Annotated in this window: 18 protein-coding genes; 14 read left to right on the forward strand and 4 right to left on the reverse strand. The window is 62.6% G+C overall.

All coding sequences use genetic code 11. The annotated features are described in order from the left end of the window. Window positions 1-208 (reverse strand): DUF202 domain-containing protein (locus B2J89_RS18230; RefSeq protein ID WP_169170371.1); only part of this gene is annotated, 208 nt, incomplete at its 3' end. Between the two features lie 862 nt (window positions 209-1,070). Between B2J89_RS18230 and B2J89_RS18235 the strand changes: the two genes are divergently transcribed. The 9 genes from B2J89_RS18235 (at window position 1,071) to B2J89_RS18275 (ending at window position 7,367) form a co-directional block, all read left to right on the forward strand. Further along, the gene (locus B2J89_RS18235; RefSeq protein ID WP_169170372.1) at window positions 1,071-2,504 is read left to right on the forward strand and encodes an integrase family protein; all 1,434 of its coding nucleotides are present in this window, start codon (window positions 1,071-1,073) and stop codon (window positions 2,502-2,504) included. Window positions 2,505-2,613: 109 nt separating this feature from the next. Further along, window positions 2,614-2,859, forward strand: a complete 246-nt coding sequence (locus B2J89_RS18240) for a hypothetical protein (RefSeq protein WP_169170373.1) — start codon at window positions 2,614-2,616, stop codon at window positions 2,857-2,859. 26 nt (window positions 2,860-2,885) lie between these two features. Further along, window positions 2,886-3,269 (forward strand): hypothetical protein, encoded by a 384-nt coding sequence (locus B2J89_RS18245; protein WP_169170374.1) that lies wholly within the window; start codon window positions 2,886-2,888, stop codon window positions 3,267-3,269. Then, the gene (locus B2J89_RS18250; protein ID WP_169170375.1) at window positions 3,266-3,907 is read left to right on the forward strand and encodes a hypothetical protein; all 642 of its coding nucleotides are present in this window, start codon (window positions 3,266-3,268) and stop codon (window positions 3,905-3,907) included. Before B2J89_RS18245 ends, B2J89_RS18250 begins: the two co-directional genes overlap by 4 nt. A 66-nt stretch (window positions 3,908-3,973) precedes the next feature. Further along, window positions 3,974-4,306, forward strand: a complete 333-nt coding sequence (locus B2J89_RS18255) for an AlpA family transcriptional regulator (RefSeq protein ID WP_169170376.1) — start codon at window positions 3,974-3,976, stop codon at window positions 4,304-4,306. Between the two features lie 5 nt (window positions 4,307-4,311). Beyond that, entirely contained in the window at window positions 4,312-4,464 is a 153-nt protein-coding gene (locus tag B2J89_RS18260) for a hypothetical protein (protein ID WP_169170377.1), read from the forward strand. Further along, the gene (locus B2J89_RS18265; protein ID WP_169170378.1) at window positions 4,461-5,456 is read left to right on the forward strand and encodes a helix-turn-helix domain-containing protein; all 996 of its coding nucleotides are present in this window, start codon (window positions 4,461-4,463) and stop codon (window positions 5,454-5,456) included. The genes B2J89_RS18260 and B2J89_RS18265 overlap by 4 nt, the downstream gene beginning before the upstream one ends. After that, a complete protein-coding gene (locus tag B2J89_RS18270; protein ID WP_169170379.1) occupies window positions 5,437-6,306 on the forward strand; it encodes an ATP-binding protein in 870 nt (289 codons plus the stop codon). The genes B2J89_RS18265 and B2J89_RS18270 overlap by 20 nt, the downstream gene beginning before the upstream one ends. A 317-nt stretch (window positions 6,307-6,623) precedes the next feature. Continuing rightward, window positions 6,624-7,367 carry a helix-turn-helix domain-containing protein gene (locus tag B2J89_RS18275; protein ID WP_169170380.1) on the forward strand — a complete coding sequence of 248 codons (744 nt, stop codon included), beginning with the start codon at window positions 6,624-6,626 and terminating at the stop codon, window positions 7,365-7,367. Window positions 7,368-7,767: 400 nt separating this feature from the next. On the opposite strand, the gene B2J89_RS18280 is transcribed toward B2J89_RS18275, so the two are convergent. Then, on the reverse strand, window positions 7,768-8,538 hold the full coding sequence (locus B2J89_RS18280) for a PaeR7I family type II restriction endonuclease (protein ID WP_169170381.1): 771 nt from the start codon (window positions 8,536-8,538) through the stop codon (window positions 7,768-7,770). A gap of 3 nt (window positions 8,539-8,541) precedes the next feature. Further along, on the reverse strand, window positions 8,542-10,257 hold the full coding sequence (locus tag B2J89_RS18285; RefSeq protein WP_205763885.1) for an Eco57I restriction-modification methylase domain-containing protein: 1,716 nt from the start codon (window positions 10,255-10,257) through the stop codon (window positions 8,542-8,544). Between the two features lie 523 nt (window positions 10,258-10,780). On the opposite strand from B2J89_RS18285, the gene B2J89_RS18290 reads away from it, so the two are divergent. Beyond that, window positions 10,781-11,644 carry a DNA/RNA non-specific endonuclease gene (locus tag B2J89_RS18290; RefSeq protein ID WP_169170382.1) on the forward strand — a complete coding sequence of 288 codons (864 nt, stop codon included), beginning with the start codon at window positions 10,781-10,783 and terminating at the stop codon, window positions 11,642-11,644. Here the strand turns inward: B2J89_RS18290 and B2J89_RS18295 are convergent. Then, the gene (locus B2J89_RS18295; protein WP_169170383.1) at window positions 11,584-12,339 is read right to left on the reverse strand and encodes an SOS response-associated peptidase; all 756 of its coding nucleotides are present in this window, start codon (window positions 12,337-12,339) and stop codon (window positions 11,584-11,586) included. The two genes, B2J89_RS18290 and B2J89_RS18295, sit on opposite strands and share 61 nt — an antisense overlap. Window positions 12,340-12,375: 36 nt before the next feature. Between B2J89_RS18295 and B2J89_RS18300 the strand changes: the two genes are divergently transcribed. The 4 genes from B2J89_RS18300 to istB all read left to right on the forward strand — a co-directional run bounded on the left by B2J89_RS18300 (window position 12,376) and on the right by istB (window position 16,768). Next, a complete protein-coding gene (locus B2J89_RS18300) occupies window positions 12,376-12,825 on the forward strand; it encodes a LexA family transcriptional regulator (protein ID WP_169170384.1) in 450 nt (149 codons plus the stop codon). A 27-nt stretch (window positions 12,826-12,852) separates the two neighbouring features. Then, entirely contained in the window at window positions 12,853-14,151 is a 1,299-nt protein-coding gene (locus B2J89_RS18305) for a Y-family DNA polymerase (protein WP_169170385.1), read from the forward strand. A 297-nt stretch (window positions 14,152-14,448) separates the two neighbouring features. Continuing rightward, a complete protein-coding gene (gene istA / locus B2J89_RS18310; RefSeq protein WP_169167869.1) occupies window positions 14,449-15,975 on the forward strand; it encodes an IS21 family transposase in 1,527 nt (508 codons plus the stop codon). Continuing rightward, on the forward strand, window positions 15,965-16,768 hold the full coding sequence (istB, locus tag B2J89_RS18315) for an IS21-like element ISThsp10 family helper ATPase IstB (protein ID WP_169167868.1): 804 nt from the start codon (window positions 15,965-15,967) through the stop codon (window positions 16,766-16,768). Before istA ends, istB begins: the two co-directional genes overlap by 11 nt. Window positions 16,769-16,841: the final 73 nt, after the last annotated feature.

Consider the following 16,841-nt stretch of genomic DNA (forward strand, 5'->3'; position numbering starts at 1 on the left):
GTGGAATCTTGTCCTGACCGCTCAACAGTTCCCGACAACGCCATGCGCCATAGAAAATAGCGGCATCCGATACCACCAGCAACGCCAAGGCCAGGATGGTGATGGACATATCCCTGCTCGACCAACCCGAGCGCAGTGCCAGCAATGCGTTGGCCAGCACGGCCAATCCAGTGCGGTTCCACGCCAAAGCTGTTCGCTCAGCCTGCAACCCCGGGTCCCACGGCGGCCGCGAGAGGCGTCATGACAATTCGTACCTGCGCAACGAGCAGCCGTGCAACTACCACGCCAATACCCAGCGTGATCGCAGCAATCAGAGGGATGGCTATGGTGCTCCGTTGATACGTTTGAGTTCGGCAACCACACCGCCTTTCAGGACGCTGTAGTGCTCTGCGTAATGGACCAACGCCTGCGCTAACGTGGCTTTCTTGGGCCCTCCAAGCTGCGGCGCATGCGCGCTATTGGCATTGGCGAGCTGCTCGACAGCCCACCGCACGGCGTCAGCGTGTCTGTCAAAATCTCTGCAAGAGACGCGCGCCATTAATGATGACTCACTTGGACCCGCCAACGGCCTCGGTATGGAAAGGCTTGGGTTGCTTCGCCATGCCGCACCTCCGCCGTTGAGGCAGCCCTGCAGGACACCGGCGCGCAAGGGCCCTCTTCCATTCTTCATAACGCTCATTCGTCATCTCCAACATGGGATGACGGGTGCAGAGACCGGTTTTAGCCCTTTGCAGGCCACACCGGCACACTGGAAAGCGCAACGGCCCTCGCTGCGGCGAGTAAGCGCTCGCGGCAGCTCAGTGCTATCAAAGCCGCGTCCGACGCCGAAAAAACAAAGACCCCCGTGAGAAGGCCTTTGAAATCAAGCACTTGCGTCTTGTTAATCTTGGTGGGACGTGCGGGGGTCGAACCCACGACAAACGGATTAAAAGGCAGGTTTCGTATCATCCGAGAACGTCCATTTTTGTCACGATACGTTCAATTATTTCCATATACGATAATCACTTAGCGCAATACTTTGTCCGTTGGCGTATGATTTGATGTGCCAAAAACCGACGACGTATCGTGACATGAATCGTGACATAAACATCCAACTGACGGTTCGCCGGACCGCACCCAAACCGCTGACCACCACGGCTATCAGCGCGCTCAAGCCGGGCCGAATGTTGGCAGACGGCGCCATCCGCCCAGGCGCCGGCAGTCTCAAGATTCGCAAGCGCCTCACGGCCGGCGGCGTGGTGTCTGAATGGGTGTTCGAGTGGAATCGCGATGGCAAGGCAACCCGACAATCCATCGGACGCTACAGCGTGAATGAAGCCCAGAACTGCCTGACACTGCCTCAGGCTCGGGCTGAGGCCGCGCGGCTTCAGGCAAGCATCGCAGCCGGCGAAGACCCTGCCGCCCAGCGTGAAATCGACCGCGCCGAGCGCAAGGCCCAGCAAGCCGCGACGGTCGCCAAGGTTCGAGATGCAAGCGAGAAGACGCTGAAGGCAATGCTCAACGCTTATGTCGCCGCACTCCAAGCCAAGGGAAAGGACCGCACGGCCTCTGATGTGGAGAACATCTTCAAGAACCACGTCGAGATTGCATTTCCCGACCTCTCAGCCATGCCGGCTGCGCAAATCACGCCAGAACACTTCTCGCGCATCTTGGCTAGGCTGGTTGGCGCAGACGTTGAAGTGAAGCGCGGCCGAACGGCGCTCAAGCTGCGCAGCTACGCGTCTGCGGCATTCAAGCTCGCGCTGGGCGCCGCTACCGACCCAATGGCTCCGGCCGGTGCCGCCGGCTTCGGCCTCACGTACAACGCTGCTGCCGCTGTGCCTGCCGGCAAGATGGCAGCGACGTTCAACCGGCCCGGTGAACGGGTGCTGTCTATCGAAGAGCTGCGTCACTACCTCGCGCACATCGCCGCCCTGCCCTCGACGTTGACTAGGCTCGCGCTACAGTTGCAGATCGCCTCTGCTGGCCAGCGCTTCCAGCAATTGCTCCGGCTCCGCCATGCGGATATCAGCGCCGATACCTTCGTCCTGCTCGATCCCAAGGGTCGCCGGAGCCAGCCGCGTCCTCACGTTCTTCCGCTTTTGCCAGAGGTCGCCGAAATTTTCGATGAACTTCGGACGATCAACCCCATTGAGAACGGCGATACGACGGCCCTACTCTTCGCAAGTCGCGGCAGTGGGCCGGTGGCGGCAGCGACGCTTTCGAGCACGGTGCAAGATATTGCAATCGCCATGGTGCATGCCGAGCAAGCGCAGTCGCCTTTCAGGGGGGGCGACATCCGGCGGACGATTGAAACCATGCTGGCCGAAACGTTGCGGATATCCAAGGACACCAGGGCGCAGCTCCTGAGCCATGGCTTGACGGGCGTGCAAGACCGCCACTACGACAAGGGCCAGCACCTTGACACCAAGCGCGCCGCAATGCGCGCCTGGAATGACTTTCTGAGCGATCTGTGCATCGGCTCGGCGGCTGGCAGCAATGTCGTTCCGCTGAAGGCAGCATGAGCGCTCAGGAGCGTAGCGCCTCGTGCAAGCGGGGGCAGTGTCTAAGACCGCTGTGATGCGACCGAATAAATCGGCCGTGCGCTCGAACAATTCAATGGAGCACCCTGAAATGAAGACTGAACAAGCAATCGTCAATCTGCCAGAGTTCAACGTCACCGCGCCGCAAATGCGCGAAGACGTGGATCGAATCGCTTGCCTCGCGTACGACGCTCTGGCATGGATGGAGGTCACAGAGGATCGGATCGCCAACGACACGCAGCCGTTGTTTGCAGGCTTAAAAGCGACTTTGGAGCGGATCAAGAAGATCGCTGAAGCCTTGTCCGACGACCCGCCGCCGAGCACGACTGTCCAGTAATGGCCGCAGGGTACGACGTTTTCGCCATGTTGCGCATCGCCGCCGGTCTCGATGATACGACGGTGTTCGCGCGGCTGGCGATTGCTCGGGTGATATTTCGCGGAAAGCCCGGCCTACAGCGCCTTGCAGCCAACGCGGCTTCGGTGCACACCGCAAGACTCGACAGCGACCCTCGGGCGGCTGAGCTGGCCTACCTACGAGCCGTCGGAGACGGTGGCGTGGACTACCTTGCCAGCGGCATATCCGAGCGGCTAGAAGCCATCCGTGCGCGCCACGGAGGTGATGTCGAGTTGATGGCCTTATTCAAGAAGGCGGTCGATTCATACGGCGACGCAGCTATCGACGAAGCTGCGGCCGTGTTTGCCGGACCCGCCGCCGAAGCGGCAATCGCGAAGGTCCGACGCTCATGATTTCCATTCCTGATGAACTCACCGAGTTGTTGCGGCGCGCCTATCACGCCGACGCCGATTCAACCTCCCTGCTACGACGATTGGCGACGGCTGTCGAGGATTACTTCGATGAGCAGGAGGCGGCCGAGGTCGGTAATGAAATAGAGACGAATCTGGAAAAGGCGGCTCAGCGCGGATGGGATCAAGCGTTCCATGAGGCGGAGGAAATAGTTAGCACGGCAATCGGCGTCACGTTGGCTTGCGACGATCCCGTAAAACGACTGGAAGACGTGCTGGATGAGATCGAAGGGCGGTGGTCGTACGTTCCCGATCCGCATTACGACGTGATGACAGAGGGTGCGTACGAACCTATCGCCAAGGCATCCAAGCCCCGCCAGATTGCGCAGAAGCCGGCGCCAGCACATACGACAAAGACCCCGGAACCGGCCGTTCCAACAGGCAGAGGTGGCAAGCACCAGAGGACCGTCCAGGCATTTCTGCAAGCCGCTGGCGGCACCGCCACGCGCGAGGCCATGAGAGAGCATTTGATGCAAGTCGGTGCGAGCAAAACGGGCGCATACGGCGTACTGAAGCGGATGATTTTCAGTGACCTGATCCAGGAGCTCAACGGCGACTTGATCGGCCTCCGGACTGCCTGATTCACGTTCACGTTTTCTTGGAAAACTGGCCTGAGTGATGTAGTTTCAGCCGCAGATCATGACGGCATGAAGCAAAAACCACCCATTCAAGCCACTTCGCACAACCAACCAGACAGCACGCTCGGCCACAGCGTTGAACAGATCACGGACGCCGACAAGCTTGTGCGCGCAGAGCACCGCCCGCGCAAGCAGCGCCTCCTGCAACCGCTGGAAACGCTCAACGTCACCGGTGCGCATCTGCGCATCGGCACCGTGGAGGTGCTCGTCGGCCTAAAGCGCTCGGCAATTTACGACCACATCAAGGCGGGCAAATTCCCAGCACCGTTGAAGCTCGGCGCACGTTGCTCTCGCTGGAAATCGGATTCCATCCGCGCTTATCTGGCCGGGTCGGTTGAGTAAGGGAGATGGCCATCACCTCCGCTCAAGAAAAATCCGCCGTAGCGCTTGCACACCCGGCCGAGAAGCCCTTGCACACGATCCACCACGGCCAGATTGTTCATCTGGACAATTTTGAACACGCACGCGGCTTCCTGGCGCAGGTCGCTGACCATCAATGAGCATCCGCGCGATGAAACGTGTATGGGCAACCGAGATTCAGCCGGCCGGCCGAAAGCTCGTCGCCCTCAAGCTGGCAGACCACTGCAACGACACCGGAGGCAGCTTGTTTGTGGGTATGGCCGCTATCGCGCGCGACTGCGGCATCTCTCGCTCTCAAGCGCAGCGCCACGTGCATGCGCTTGTCGATGCCGGGCTGCTGTCGGTGACGGCGAACGCAAGCGGCGGCGCACGCGGCGTGGTACCGCACTACCGCCTTCACGTCGAGCGCCTCTCCAACCCGTTCGCCACGGGCAGCACTGATGCGACCCGTAGCACTGGCGCAACCCGTAGCACCGATGCAACGGGTAGCACGCACGCGACCCGTGAGGTGGAATTGACGGATAGCGCCGATGAAGCGGCCAGCATCGATGCGACCTCTCATACCGACGCCACGGGCAGCACGGATGCAGCGGGTAGCGCGAATGTCACCCCTGACGCCGACATGACGAGTAGCGCCAGCGCGACGGGTGGCGCACGCGCGACGGGTAGTACCGATGCGACGCAGGGGTCGCATGGATGCGGCGATGGGGTCGCACCCATGCGGCACACGGGTAGCGCCCATGCGACCCAAACCACCAATAACCATCAATTAACCATCATTGAACCCAGTGAGAAGACGCGTGCGCGCAAAGCGTCGACGGTCGATGTCGATCTCGCTGATCTGCGTACTGGTGTCGACGAGCAGGTTTGGCGGGACTGGGTAGCCCTTCGCGCCAAAAAGAAGGCACCGATCACGCGGACAGCCTTGACCGCCATCGTCGCCGAAGCTGCAAAGGTCAGATTCTCACTCAACGAGGCGTTGACATTGTGCTGCACGCGGGGCTGGACTGGCTTTGACGCCGCTTGGGTTCGCCGTGATGACCGCACCACCACCAAATCCGCCAGCAAGCACTCCGGCTTCGGCACTCTCGACTATCGCGAAGGAATCAATCATGACGGATCGTTCGTCTAAAGACTCGGGGCGCGATCTAGCGCGCTTGATCGGCGCCGAAGCGGCCGCCACGAAACCGCTAAGGGAGCTCCTCGGCGAGCGCGCCATGGAATGTGCCGATCACGGCGCGTACCGCAGCAGCGGCGTGCACTTCCTCGGAATTAAAGAAATTTGGACTCCCTGCCCTGACTGCGAAGAGGCCCGCCTCGCCGCCCAGCGGCACGCCGAAGCTCAGGAGCAAGCCAAGCGCGCGCGGGCTCACCTTGAAGCCATGCTCGACCAAGCGGCAATCCCAAAACGCTTCATGGAACGCAGCCTCGACAACTTTGTCGCCGAAACGCCGGAACAGCAGCGCGCACTGAGCTTCGCCCGCGAATTCGCCAGCAACTTTACGCACCACGCCAAGCGTGGAGATGGCCTCGTGCTGAGCGGCCTGCCAGGAACGGGCAAGTCTCATCTGGCGACCGCGATCCTGCAAAGCATCATGCCGGCCCACGTGGGCCTGTACATCACCTGCGCAGGGATGATCCGCGCGGTTCGTGCCACTTGGAGTCGCGACTCCGAACGCACCGAAGTGGATGTGCTGCGTGAGCTTAGCTCTGTCGATCTGCTCGTGCTCGATGAGGTCGGCGTGAGTGGCGGCACTGACAACGAGCAAGAGCTGATATTCGACGTTCTCGACCGCCGCTATCGCGACATGCGGCCGACCGTCCTGCTGACGAATTTGGACCGTGCCAGATTCAAGGATTTCGTCGGCGAGCGCGTTTACGACCGCCTGACCGAGACGGCGCGCTGGGTCACGTTCGACTGGACTTCCTACCGCCCGACGGCAAGCAAGCAGTTCGCCGTCGAACGCGCCCGCACCGCCTGAGTCAAATCCACCAAACGAGGACAACAAATGACTGCGACCCATCGCACCCTTCAGACCTACTTCATCAGCGCGAATGGTCAGCGCAGCGAGCCTGTGGAGCAGCGCATTCACGTCAGTCGCACGTGCGATAACTGCACTCACTTTGCTCCCGTCTCCACCCAGAAATGGGATGCCGAGGTCGGTGGCCCGTGCATGGACCTGGTTTATCCTGCGGGGCCAGGACTATGCTGCCATATACATCAATCTCGTGAGGAGTTTGAGGCGGGAACGTACATGATCGACCGCCCGGTTTTGACCCTCATGAAAGGTGGTTCACCATGCTGAGGCCCGACCACACTGCAGAGACAGCCCACGATGTTGATGAAGGTGCCAGCATCCGCGCCCAGGTGATGGTCCAGCCCGCCGAGACCGAAAATGATGAAGACGACGCCCTAACGGCTCCGACCCACCTGAGTCCCGACCGGGGGCTTGCCACCAGCGTTGTCGGACCACGGATAGTGGCAGCCCGCGAGCTCAATGGCATCCCGCAGTTTGAGCTTGCAAAACGCCTCGGCTACGAAAATTCCGCCCATCTCAGCCAGGTAGAGACCGGTCGGCGCATACCCAACATGACATTTTTGGTCTCTGTCTGCAAGGCCCTGGCGGTCAGCTCGGATTGGTTGCTGGGCCTCAGCGATGAGCCAGATTTCGACCCCAAGCTCGCACGCAAGGCGGCCCTGCTGCGCGCGGTTCGCGGCCAACTTGACGCGGTGGTGGGTGCGCTGTCCGACACGTTCGAAGAACATCACGCCCATGAAAACCCAGTGTGCGTGGCGCAACTTGTAGACAGCGCCGACCAGGCCGTGGACGCATTCGTTAAATTCCAAGCAGCGAATGAAGATGCATTCATTGACATGCCCGCCGGTGCGCCGCTCGCCCATGCCACCCGCCGCCTGGGTGACAACGTGGAGACCGCGCGTGCATCGCTTAAGCGCCATCTTGAATTCGATGCATCCCTTCGTGTGGCCTTGACTGCGGCGAGGGTGAAAGGGCGGCCCGTGCAGATCGTACAGCGCACCTGATTCTTCGGCTTTGCAGAGGGCATGGTGCGTATTCCGGTCATAAATGATCGGTCAACCCATTTCGTGATAACGCAGTCCGGCGACGTGACCAGTCGGAATAGACCCAACGCGGACATCTGCAGAATCGACTTGAAGGTCGGCGCTGCAGCGGGTGCGGTCGTTCTTCGCGAGCGCCTTTGCGCGCTCGCTCCAAAACTCCAAGACGGCCGTGCGAACGCACGCCTCGTAATCCGCCACATTCAGAGCCACGCAACAATCTCCGTTGAGCCCTCGCGCGGCGGTGCGAGCCGCTTGCAAGGGAGGCGTCGTTCCGACGCGATGAAGTTCAAGGGATATAGGCGGCGGCGTTCCGCCCCACGCCGTCAGGGCGATTCCGTCTTCGCCGCCACCAGCGAAGCGATCAGAAAAGACTGCCGCCTGTCGACTTGGGAGGGGCGGGCGACCTCGCCGCTTCCGCGGCGATGTGGCCCGCGAACGAGGTGACAAAGTTGTCGAGGCTGGAAAGCGTGGAAAGCTCCCTATATTCGCCCGTGTTCGCCGCGGTCGACGGAGTCGCCAGCAGCGCGGTGGCCGAATAGAGCTTCTCCCTTACCAGCTTCTGGCAGAGCAGGTCGTAGCGCTTCAAATATGACGCGCCCTCGAATTCGGGGAACACCTTGAAATGGGGCTGGTCATTGCGCACGGGCGCGCGGGACTCGTCGGCGTCCTCCACCACCATGAGCCAGCCAAGGAAAGGCTGCGGCTCTGAGCCGAGAGCGCCGTCGCGGTAGGCCGTCCAGAGACAGTGGGCTGTGCCAATGGCCTCTTCTGTCCGGTTGTTGTAGTTGTTCCCGAAGCTTCCGACCTGAGACTTGAATTCGAGCGCCGCAATTAGCCGCTTCCCGCTCATGATCAGCAGATCCCACTGTTTCGTGGGACGGAAATATCCCGGAAGCACCACCAACCCCTTGCTGACATGGATCTCAGCGTGGCTGAGGCCGTTGGCGTGCACAAGACTCTGAATCAGCGCGACGAACCCGTCGAGGTTCTTTCCGCCGATCACCGCGCCGCGCGTACCAGCGTCGATGCTCCCCGTCTCCTTTTGCTTGCGCTGGGCCGCCTCCCGGTTGCCCCAGAACGCCTTGATAGCGTCTCGGGCCTGTTCCCTGTAATTTTCCAATTCGAGCGCCATGGCTCAACTCCCTGTGATGATTTTCTTCTCCTCTGGCGTCAGCCCGTAGAGCTCCGATACCGCCTCGTTGCACGCGGAAACGTCGAGTGCCTCCGCGGCCTTGGCGAGCTTCGCGCGCAACGCGCTTGGCACGCGCTCCCATTGGGGCAGCCTGATGCGACGAAGATATTGGGCCTGGAAGCGCAGGAACCCCCCGCGCATCTTAGTAGAGTAAGTCGCGATGAACAGCCGCGTGAGGCCGGAGAGCAACACAGCTTGCAGCGCCTTCAATTCCCAAGCATCCGACACCAAGTAGTAAAGGTTGTGGTGTGGGTAGAGCTTGCCTTCCTCGAAGACAACCTGTGCGTCGCCCTTGATATCGGGAATGAGTAACTTCGGCCGGCTCGCGAGCGATGGCGTGATCCTGTCGATCGTGCGATACCAACGCTTCTCGTCGCGCTTGGCCACATGCCTGTTCGATATCGCCGGGCGGTGCAATTCGAGATAGGCCGCGAGCCTGGGAAAGTCTTTGAGGTCGACCAGCGAGCCTTCGTCGGTGAACGGGTTGACGACGCCGTAGCCACGCCAGTCCACATGCCCAGACACAATGTCTCGCGTCATTGCCAGAGGCAGCTTTCGGCTCGGCTCGATGTCGAGTTCCTCGAACTTCGCGACGTAGACCTTGTCAGCTCCGGTAGCCACCCCGATACCTACCTTGCACCCTGTCTCCTCCAAGGCCGGGAAGTTTGCTTCGATGCGACGCACCAAGTCAGTGGAGTTGGAGAATTGCAGCACCCACGGCTCGTCGCCCTTGGCGACGCCATCGAGGCGATGTACCGTCGCAGGCAGCACCTTTGTTTCACCGCGCAATGCTTTGGCCAGCTCTCTCAGGTAGGTCCGCTCTACCTTCGGGCGCGCTGCGACCAGAGTCGATCCCGACGCTGCCCTCTCGATGACGGTGATTGAGGGATAGGCGACCACTTCTACGTGGAAGGCCGGCGTGTCGACCATGTCGACGTAGGCTTGAAGGTGGAAGTCTCGCGCAACCATCGCCCGCAGCGGGCCGCCATACTTGTTCTTCGTCCAGCGATCGGCGCAGATGAAGGAAAACTTCCCGCCCTCGTTCAACAGGCGCAAGCTGCGCTCGATGAACGGGATGTAGAGGTCGGCGCGGTCGTAGAGTGTCGCGTAGAGTCGGCGGTATTCCTTCAAGAGCGCGGCCGGGATCAGCTCCTGCCGGACATAGGGCGGGTTGCCGATCACGAAGTCGAAGCCCTCTGGCAGCTGCGCCAGCAAGAAGTCCCCTTGCACCAGCCACTTGTCAGCCAGCCGCGCCGCCTCTTTGGGTTCCACCTCGTTGTCCGTCAGAAGTTTCATCACCGCTTCGCGTGTCTGGTCGAACGAGCTCGCATGGAGCTCGACAGCCCGGATGCACCCATCGAGCGGAGGCAAAGCTGTGCCACGCTTGCGTGCGGTCTTGCAAGCCGCCATGAGCCGCGAAATGGCCGCGAAGAGGAACTCGCCGTGGCCGAACGACGGCTCCAGCAGCGATTTCTTGTAGAGCGAGCTGGATGCCGAGTAGCCGACAAGGTCGAGGATGAACTCCACCACCTCTGGCCGGGTAAAGATCGCTCCGCGCTCTTCCACACGTGAGCCATGGGCCAGCTCGTTCACCGCGTCCGTTACCGAGCACATGCCCGGGAGGCCAGGTTGGTCGAGGAAAAGTTCTGAGTGAGCCATGGGTACCTTGGGAGCGAAGGTCTCATTATCCCCGGCGGCCGTCGATGTCTCGGCCTCTTAGGCCGCCCAAGGTCACCGCATGCGCGGCTTCACCGAGGAGCTCGGTGTGCAGGATGGGCGCGTTGATGGCGACTGACTCGTCGCGCAGCTGCGCCAAGGCTCGATCCGCATGGGCTCGATGGGAACTTGCGCTCACACACAGCGCAGAGGCGGTCAACCTTCACTCAAATCCCCCCGTCGGCCGACATCGACTTATCCGTCACGTTGCCGGCGACACAAACCCAGCGTGCGCACGCCGCGGTGAGTAAAGAGTTGGTTTGACGAACATCGGCCGCTTAGGCACGCGCGCAGCGCCGGTATTGACCTGCTGCCGGTTCACCAATGCGCAAGCGCGCCGATACCCTGCTCTGCCTGATCGTTGCCTTTGACGATGGCGACATCCGCATGTGTGGCTTCGGCGCGCCACCGCGAGTAGCAGACCAATGCCGTCACTGCCTCTGGGGCCGGTTAGCATCCCGCCCCGATGACCAAGCAAAAGAAGCCCCGCAAGTCCACCACCCGCCGCAGCCGAGCCAGCGGCATCGCCAGCACCATCCGCCGCACGGTCCTCTGGCTTGGCGCCGCTGGCATCGTTGCATTCCAGGCGTCGAGCTGCGGCTTTCTGCCAGCGCCGCCGTCGCTGCCGTCCTTCCCAGCGCTGGAGCGGCCGTCTGCCACAGCGGCAACCCGTTTCAGGGACTGTCCGCAATTCTTTGCCGGCGGCGTCGCTCCCGCAACGCCGAGCGCGCCCAAGCTGCGCGAGCTCTGCTACGACGCGTTCGCAGTGCTTCACAGCGGCAACACGCGCACGCCGGTCTTTGTCGCCCAAAAGCTCAACCGCGCAAGCATCGAGGCGGCCAAGGGCGAGCAGCGCACCGACAAGTTTTTCGCCGACGCACGCTTGCCCAAGGCCGAGCGCGCAGAGCTCAGCGACTACAAGAGCTCGGGCTACTCGCGCGGCCACATGGCACCCGCTGGCGACATGCCCAACGCCACAGCGATGGCGCAGAGCTTTTCGCTTGCGAACATGGTCCCGCAGAACGCGAAGCAAAACAGCGGACCCTGGGCCAAGATTGAAGCCGACACGCGGCACTACGTGATGCGCGCCAAGGGGGATGTATATGTGATCACGGGACCCGTTTTTGCGCCCGGCGGTTCAGCCATTGGCAGCAACCAAGTCGCTGTGCCCACGCACTTGTTCAAGCTGGTCTACGACGCGCAGACGAAGAAGGCATGGGCACACTGGCAGCCCAATGCAGAGGACGCGCGCGCCGGGCGGCCGATCAGCTATGGAGAACTCGAGCGGCGCGTCGGAATGGAGCTGCTGCCGGGTGTCGAAGTGAGGTGAACTCGGTAAGAAACCGGTAGCGTCACGCTGACAGCCGGGTCCAACGGCCCATGCACAAACCGCTCTAGCGGTGGCACCTGAATCAGCGCCTCGGCCTGCTCAACGCTGCCGTGCAGCCAGGCATCCCAGTCGCCTTTCTCCAGCGGCACCACGGTGCGCTTGTCCTGCAGGTGCGGCGGGCGCCTGGGGTCCGGCCGGTGCATCCGCTTGAGCAGCGGGTGGTCGTCGCAGTTCTGCGTAATCATGGTGTAGCTGGGCAGCACCTCGCCCGTGGCGGGGTTAGTCCATTCACTCCAGAGGCCCGCCAGGCCCCAGGGCGCGCCGTCCGCGCGAGAGAACTGCCAGGCGATGTGCTTGCCCGTGCCCCAGTACGGTTCGACGTAGCTTTGCGCCGGAATGATGCAGCGCTGCCCCTTGCGCCAGGGCCCGCCATAGGTCCACGCCTTGGCCATGCCCTCGCGCCGCGCGTTGGCGGTACTCAGGCGCTTGCCGTCCTGGGCCGTCGGGATGTGCGTTGGGGAGTGCGGGGGAATCATGCCCCACTGCCCCACCACGAGCGCGCGCCCCGAGCCCTTGGCGCGCAGGAACGGGCCGCGGTACAGCGGGCTCATCTTGTCGCGCCACTCCTCCTCGGGCACGTCCCCGAAGTGGAGAACCAGTTGCTCGCGGCCTGGAACGTCGTAAAAAACGCACATGGCATTATTCTGACCGTTGGCGGATACACTGTAAATATGTACAGCCTTCTCGATTCCCCGCTGCCCGTGCCGTTTGATACGGCGGTGCAGGCGCTCGCGCTGCCGCTGTGTGGCATCACGGTGCGCGCGGGGTTTCCGTCTCCTGCCGACGACTTCGTGGTCGAGCGCCTGGACATCATGCGGCTCTTGGTGAAGCACCCCCAGGCCACGTTTTTTTGGCGCGTGCGCGGGGACTCGATGCGCGACGCCGGCATCGAGGACGGCAGCATCATCGCGGTGGACCGCGCCATCCGACCCAGACACGGCTGCATTGTCGTGGCCCTGGTGGACGGCGAGTGCACCGTGAAGTACCTCTACCAGCGCGGCGGCCGCATCAAGCTGCGAGCGGCCAACCCGACCTACCCGGACATCATCCCGCGCGACAGCCAGACCGTCGAAGTCTGGGGGGTGGTCAGTGGCTGCGTGAAGCTCTTTCCGACGTCCTGACCCAAGGGCACCTGCGAGTGCACCGCTATGTACGCCCTGGTCGATGGCAACAACTTCTATGTCTCGTGTGAGCGCGTGTTCAGGCCGAGCCTCAACGCGCGGCCGGTGATCGTGCTCAGCAACAACGACGGCTGCGCGATTGCGCGCAGCAACGAAGCGAAAGCCTTGGGCATCCCAATGGGTGCGCCCTGGTACCAGTTGCAGCACCTTCAGGAGTCCGAAGGGCTGGTGGCCCTGAGCGCAAACTTCACCCTCTACGGCGACCTGAGTGACCGCATGATGAGCCTGGCCGCGGGCCTCGGCCCGGTCCAGGAGGTCTACAGCATCGACGAGAGCTTCATTGGCCTAGAGGGGCTGCGCGGCGACCTGACCCAGCGCTGCCGCGATGTCCGCAGCCGCATCCACCAATGGGTGGGCATCCCGTGCTGCGTGGGTGTCGGACAGACCAAGACGCTCGCGAAGCTCGCCAACCACATCGCAAAAACGGCCGAGCGCAAACCTGGCAGCTACCCGGCCGACCTCGCGCAGGTCTGCAACCTCACGGCGTTGCCCGCCCAGGACCTCGACGACGTGCTGGCCGCCACGCAGGTGGAAGAAGTCTGGGGTGTGGGCCGCAGGATTGCGGCGCAGCTGCACGAAGGCGGCGTGCACAGCGTGCTGGACCTCATGCGCATGGACCCGGCGACGGTGCGCAGGCGCTGGAGTGTGGTGCTCGAGCGCACCGTGCGCGAGCTCCAAGGCCTGCAGTGCATTGCGCTCGACGACGCGCCGGCGCCCAGGAAGGAGATTGCCTGCACCCGGGCATTCGGCCAGGCCGTCACTGAGCTGCCGCCCCTTGTCGAGGCCGTGAGCGAGTTCGCCTCCCGGGCGGCAGAAAAGCTGCGCAAGCAGGGGAGCCTGGCCAGCCAGCTGCTGGTGTTCGCGCACACGTCGCCGTTTCGACCGGGCCCAAGGTTCAACAAGTCGGTGGTCGTGCCGCTGCGCCGCCCCACGGCCGACACCGGCAAACTGGTCTGGGCCGCCACCCTGGGCATGCGGCGCATCTACGAGCCGGGCTACCGGATGGCCAAGGCCGGGGTGATGCTGCTGGACCTGGTGCCGGCGAGCGTGCTGCAGCGCGAGCTCGACCTCGATGGCGAAGACCTGCGCGACCGCACCAATCTGATGGCGGCGCTCGACGCGCTCAACGGCCGGTATGGCAAAGGCACCGTGCATTCAGCGAGCACGGGGGGCACCCACAAGGCGAGGGACTGGGCGATGAAGCAGGAGCGGCGCACGCCGCAGTACACGACGCGGTGGGAGGATGTGCCGATAGCGAGAGCCTGATTGAACTGGTGTGGTGGGCCTGCTGACGGCATCGGATTGACCTTTGCTTCCTGCGGGCGCACCTGCAGATTTCGGGCTGGTCAGTAGGCCCAGGCGTACTTCTGCTCAGAGGCGGGAGCAATGCATCGAGCCGGAATCAAGCAGCCGGTCGCGCTATCGGGATCACGTTCTGCAAGCAAGGGAGCGGTATGTTGATTTCCACGCAGAAGTGACCCACTAACCCCCAGGATTTCCATCTAAATCTGATCCACGTACTAACCCTAACCTGCTGCTTTGTTAAGCAGCAGGAGACCAGGAGTGATAGACGTGGCAACACTGAGTGTCATCAGGCGCTGGGCCCTGCGAGAGCAGCTGTCCATCCGGGAGATCGCCCGCCGCACGGGCCTCTCGCGCAACACCATCCGCAAGTACCTGCGCGCTGGCGAGGCCGAGCCGCACTATGCCAAGCGGATCAGTCCATCCAAGCTCGATCCCTTCGCCTTGAAGCTCGCCGGCTGGCTCAAGACGGAAGCTGGCCGATCCCGCAAGCAGCGGCGCACCGTCAAGCAGATGTACGTGGATCTGCAGGCCCTGGGCTATCCGGGCTCCTACAACCGCGTTGCGGCCTTTGCCCGCCTCTGGCACGAGCAGCGCCTTTTGGCCCAGCAGACCACTGGCCGCGGCACCTTCGTGCCCCTGGCCTTCGGCCCGGGTGAGGCCTTCCAGTTCGACTGGAGCGAGGACTGGGCTTTTCTCGCCGGCGTGCGCACCAAGCTGCAGGTAGCCCACTTCAAGCTCAGCCACAGCCGAGCGTTCTACCTGCGCGCCTACCCACTGCAGACGCACGAGATGCTGTTCGATGCCCACAACCATGCATTCGCAGTCCTGGGTGGCGTGCCCCGTCGTGGCATCTACGACAACATGCGCACCGCCGTAGACCGGGTGCGCCGTGGCAAGGAGCGCGACGTTAATGCGCGCTTTGCGGCCATGGTCAGCCACTTCCTGTTCGAGGCAGAGTTCTGCAACCCCGCTTCTGGCTGGGAGAAGGGCCAGGTGGAGAAGAACGTGCGCGATGCCCGCCATCGCCTGTGGCAGGTGGTGCCGCCATTCGCAAGCCTGCCCGATCTCAATGCCTGGCTTGAAGAGCGCTGCGTGGCGCTGTGGCACGCGATCGAGCACGGCAAGCTGCCGGGCACCGTCGCGGATGTCTGGGCTCAAGAGAAGGCAGCCTTGATGCCGATGCCCCGGCCCTTCGATGGCTTTGTGGAGCACACCAAGCGAGTCTCGCCCACCTGCCTGGTCCACTTCGAGCGCAATCGCTACAGCGTCCCGGCGCCGTATGCCAATCGGCCGGTGAGCCTGCGGGTCTACGCGGATCGCCTGGTGATTGCCGCCGAAGGCCAGATCGTGTGCGAGCACCAGCGCCTGATCGAGCGTAACCACCATGGTGCGGGTCAGACCGTGTACGACTGGCGCCACTACCTGGCAGTGCTGCAGCGCAAGCCCGGCGCCTTGCGCAATGGAGCTCCCTTCCTGGAACTGCCAGCGGCCTTCAAGCGACTGCAGGCCACCTTGCTCAAGCAACCCGGCGGCGACCGGGAGATGGTGGAGGTACTGGCACTGGTGCTGCACCACGACGAACAGGCTGTGCTCGCTGCAGTGGAGCTGGCCCTGGAGTCGGGAGCTGCCAGCAAGACCCACATCCTGAACGTGCTGCACCGCCTGCTGGATGGTAAGCCCGCTCCAGCACCGGTCACATCGCCGCAGGCCCTCAAGCTGGCGGTGGAACCCCAGGCCAATGTGCTTCGCTACGACCAATTGAGGGAGGTGCGCTATGCGTCATGACCCTGCCATCGCTTCCATCGTGATCATGCTGCGCGAGCTCAAGATGCATGGCATGGCCCAGGCTGTTGCGGAACTGGCCGAACAAGGCGCTCCGGCCTTCGAGGCCGCCCAGCCGATCCTGTCCCAGCTGCTCAAGGCTGAGACCGCCGAGCGGGAAGTGCGCTCGGTGGCCTACCAGTTGAAGGTGGCCAGGTTCCCTGCGTACCGAGACCTGGCTGGCTTTGACTTCGGCCACAGCGAGGTGAACGAAGCTCTGGTGCGGCAGTTGCATCGGTGCGAGTTCCTGGAGAACGCTAACAATGTGGTGCTGGTGGGTGGGCCGGGTACGGGCAAGACCCACATCGCCACAGCCCTCGGGGTGCAAGCCATTGAGCACCATCGTCGCAGGGTGCGGTTCTTCTCCACCGTGGAGTTGGTCAATGCATTGGAGGAGGAGAAGGCCAACGGCAAGAGCGGACAGTTGGCCCACCGCCTGGCCTACGCTGACTTGGTGATCCTCGATGAACTGGGTTACCTGCCGTTCAGTGCTTCAGGGGGCGCGTTGCTGTTCCATCTGTTGTCCAAACTGTACGAGCGCACCAGCGTCGTGATCACCACCAACCTGAGCTTCAGCGAATGGGCCAGTGTGTTCGGAGACGCGAAGATGACCACGGCCCTGCTGGACCGGCTCACGCATCACTGCCATATTCTGGAGACCGGCAACGATAGCTTCCGGTTCAAGAACAGCTCGGCACAACAACCACCACAGACCACCAAGAAGGAGAAGACAGCCAAGAACTTATCCACAACGTGAGCATCGAGTTCACGCAAAAGGGTGGGTCAGATCGCGATGGAAATGGTGGGTCAGGTTTGCGTGGAAATCAACA

Source organism: Acidovorax sp. SRB_24 (assembly GCF_012931925.1).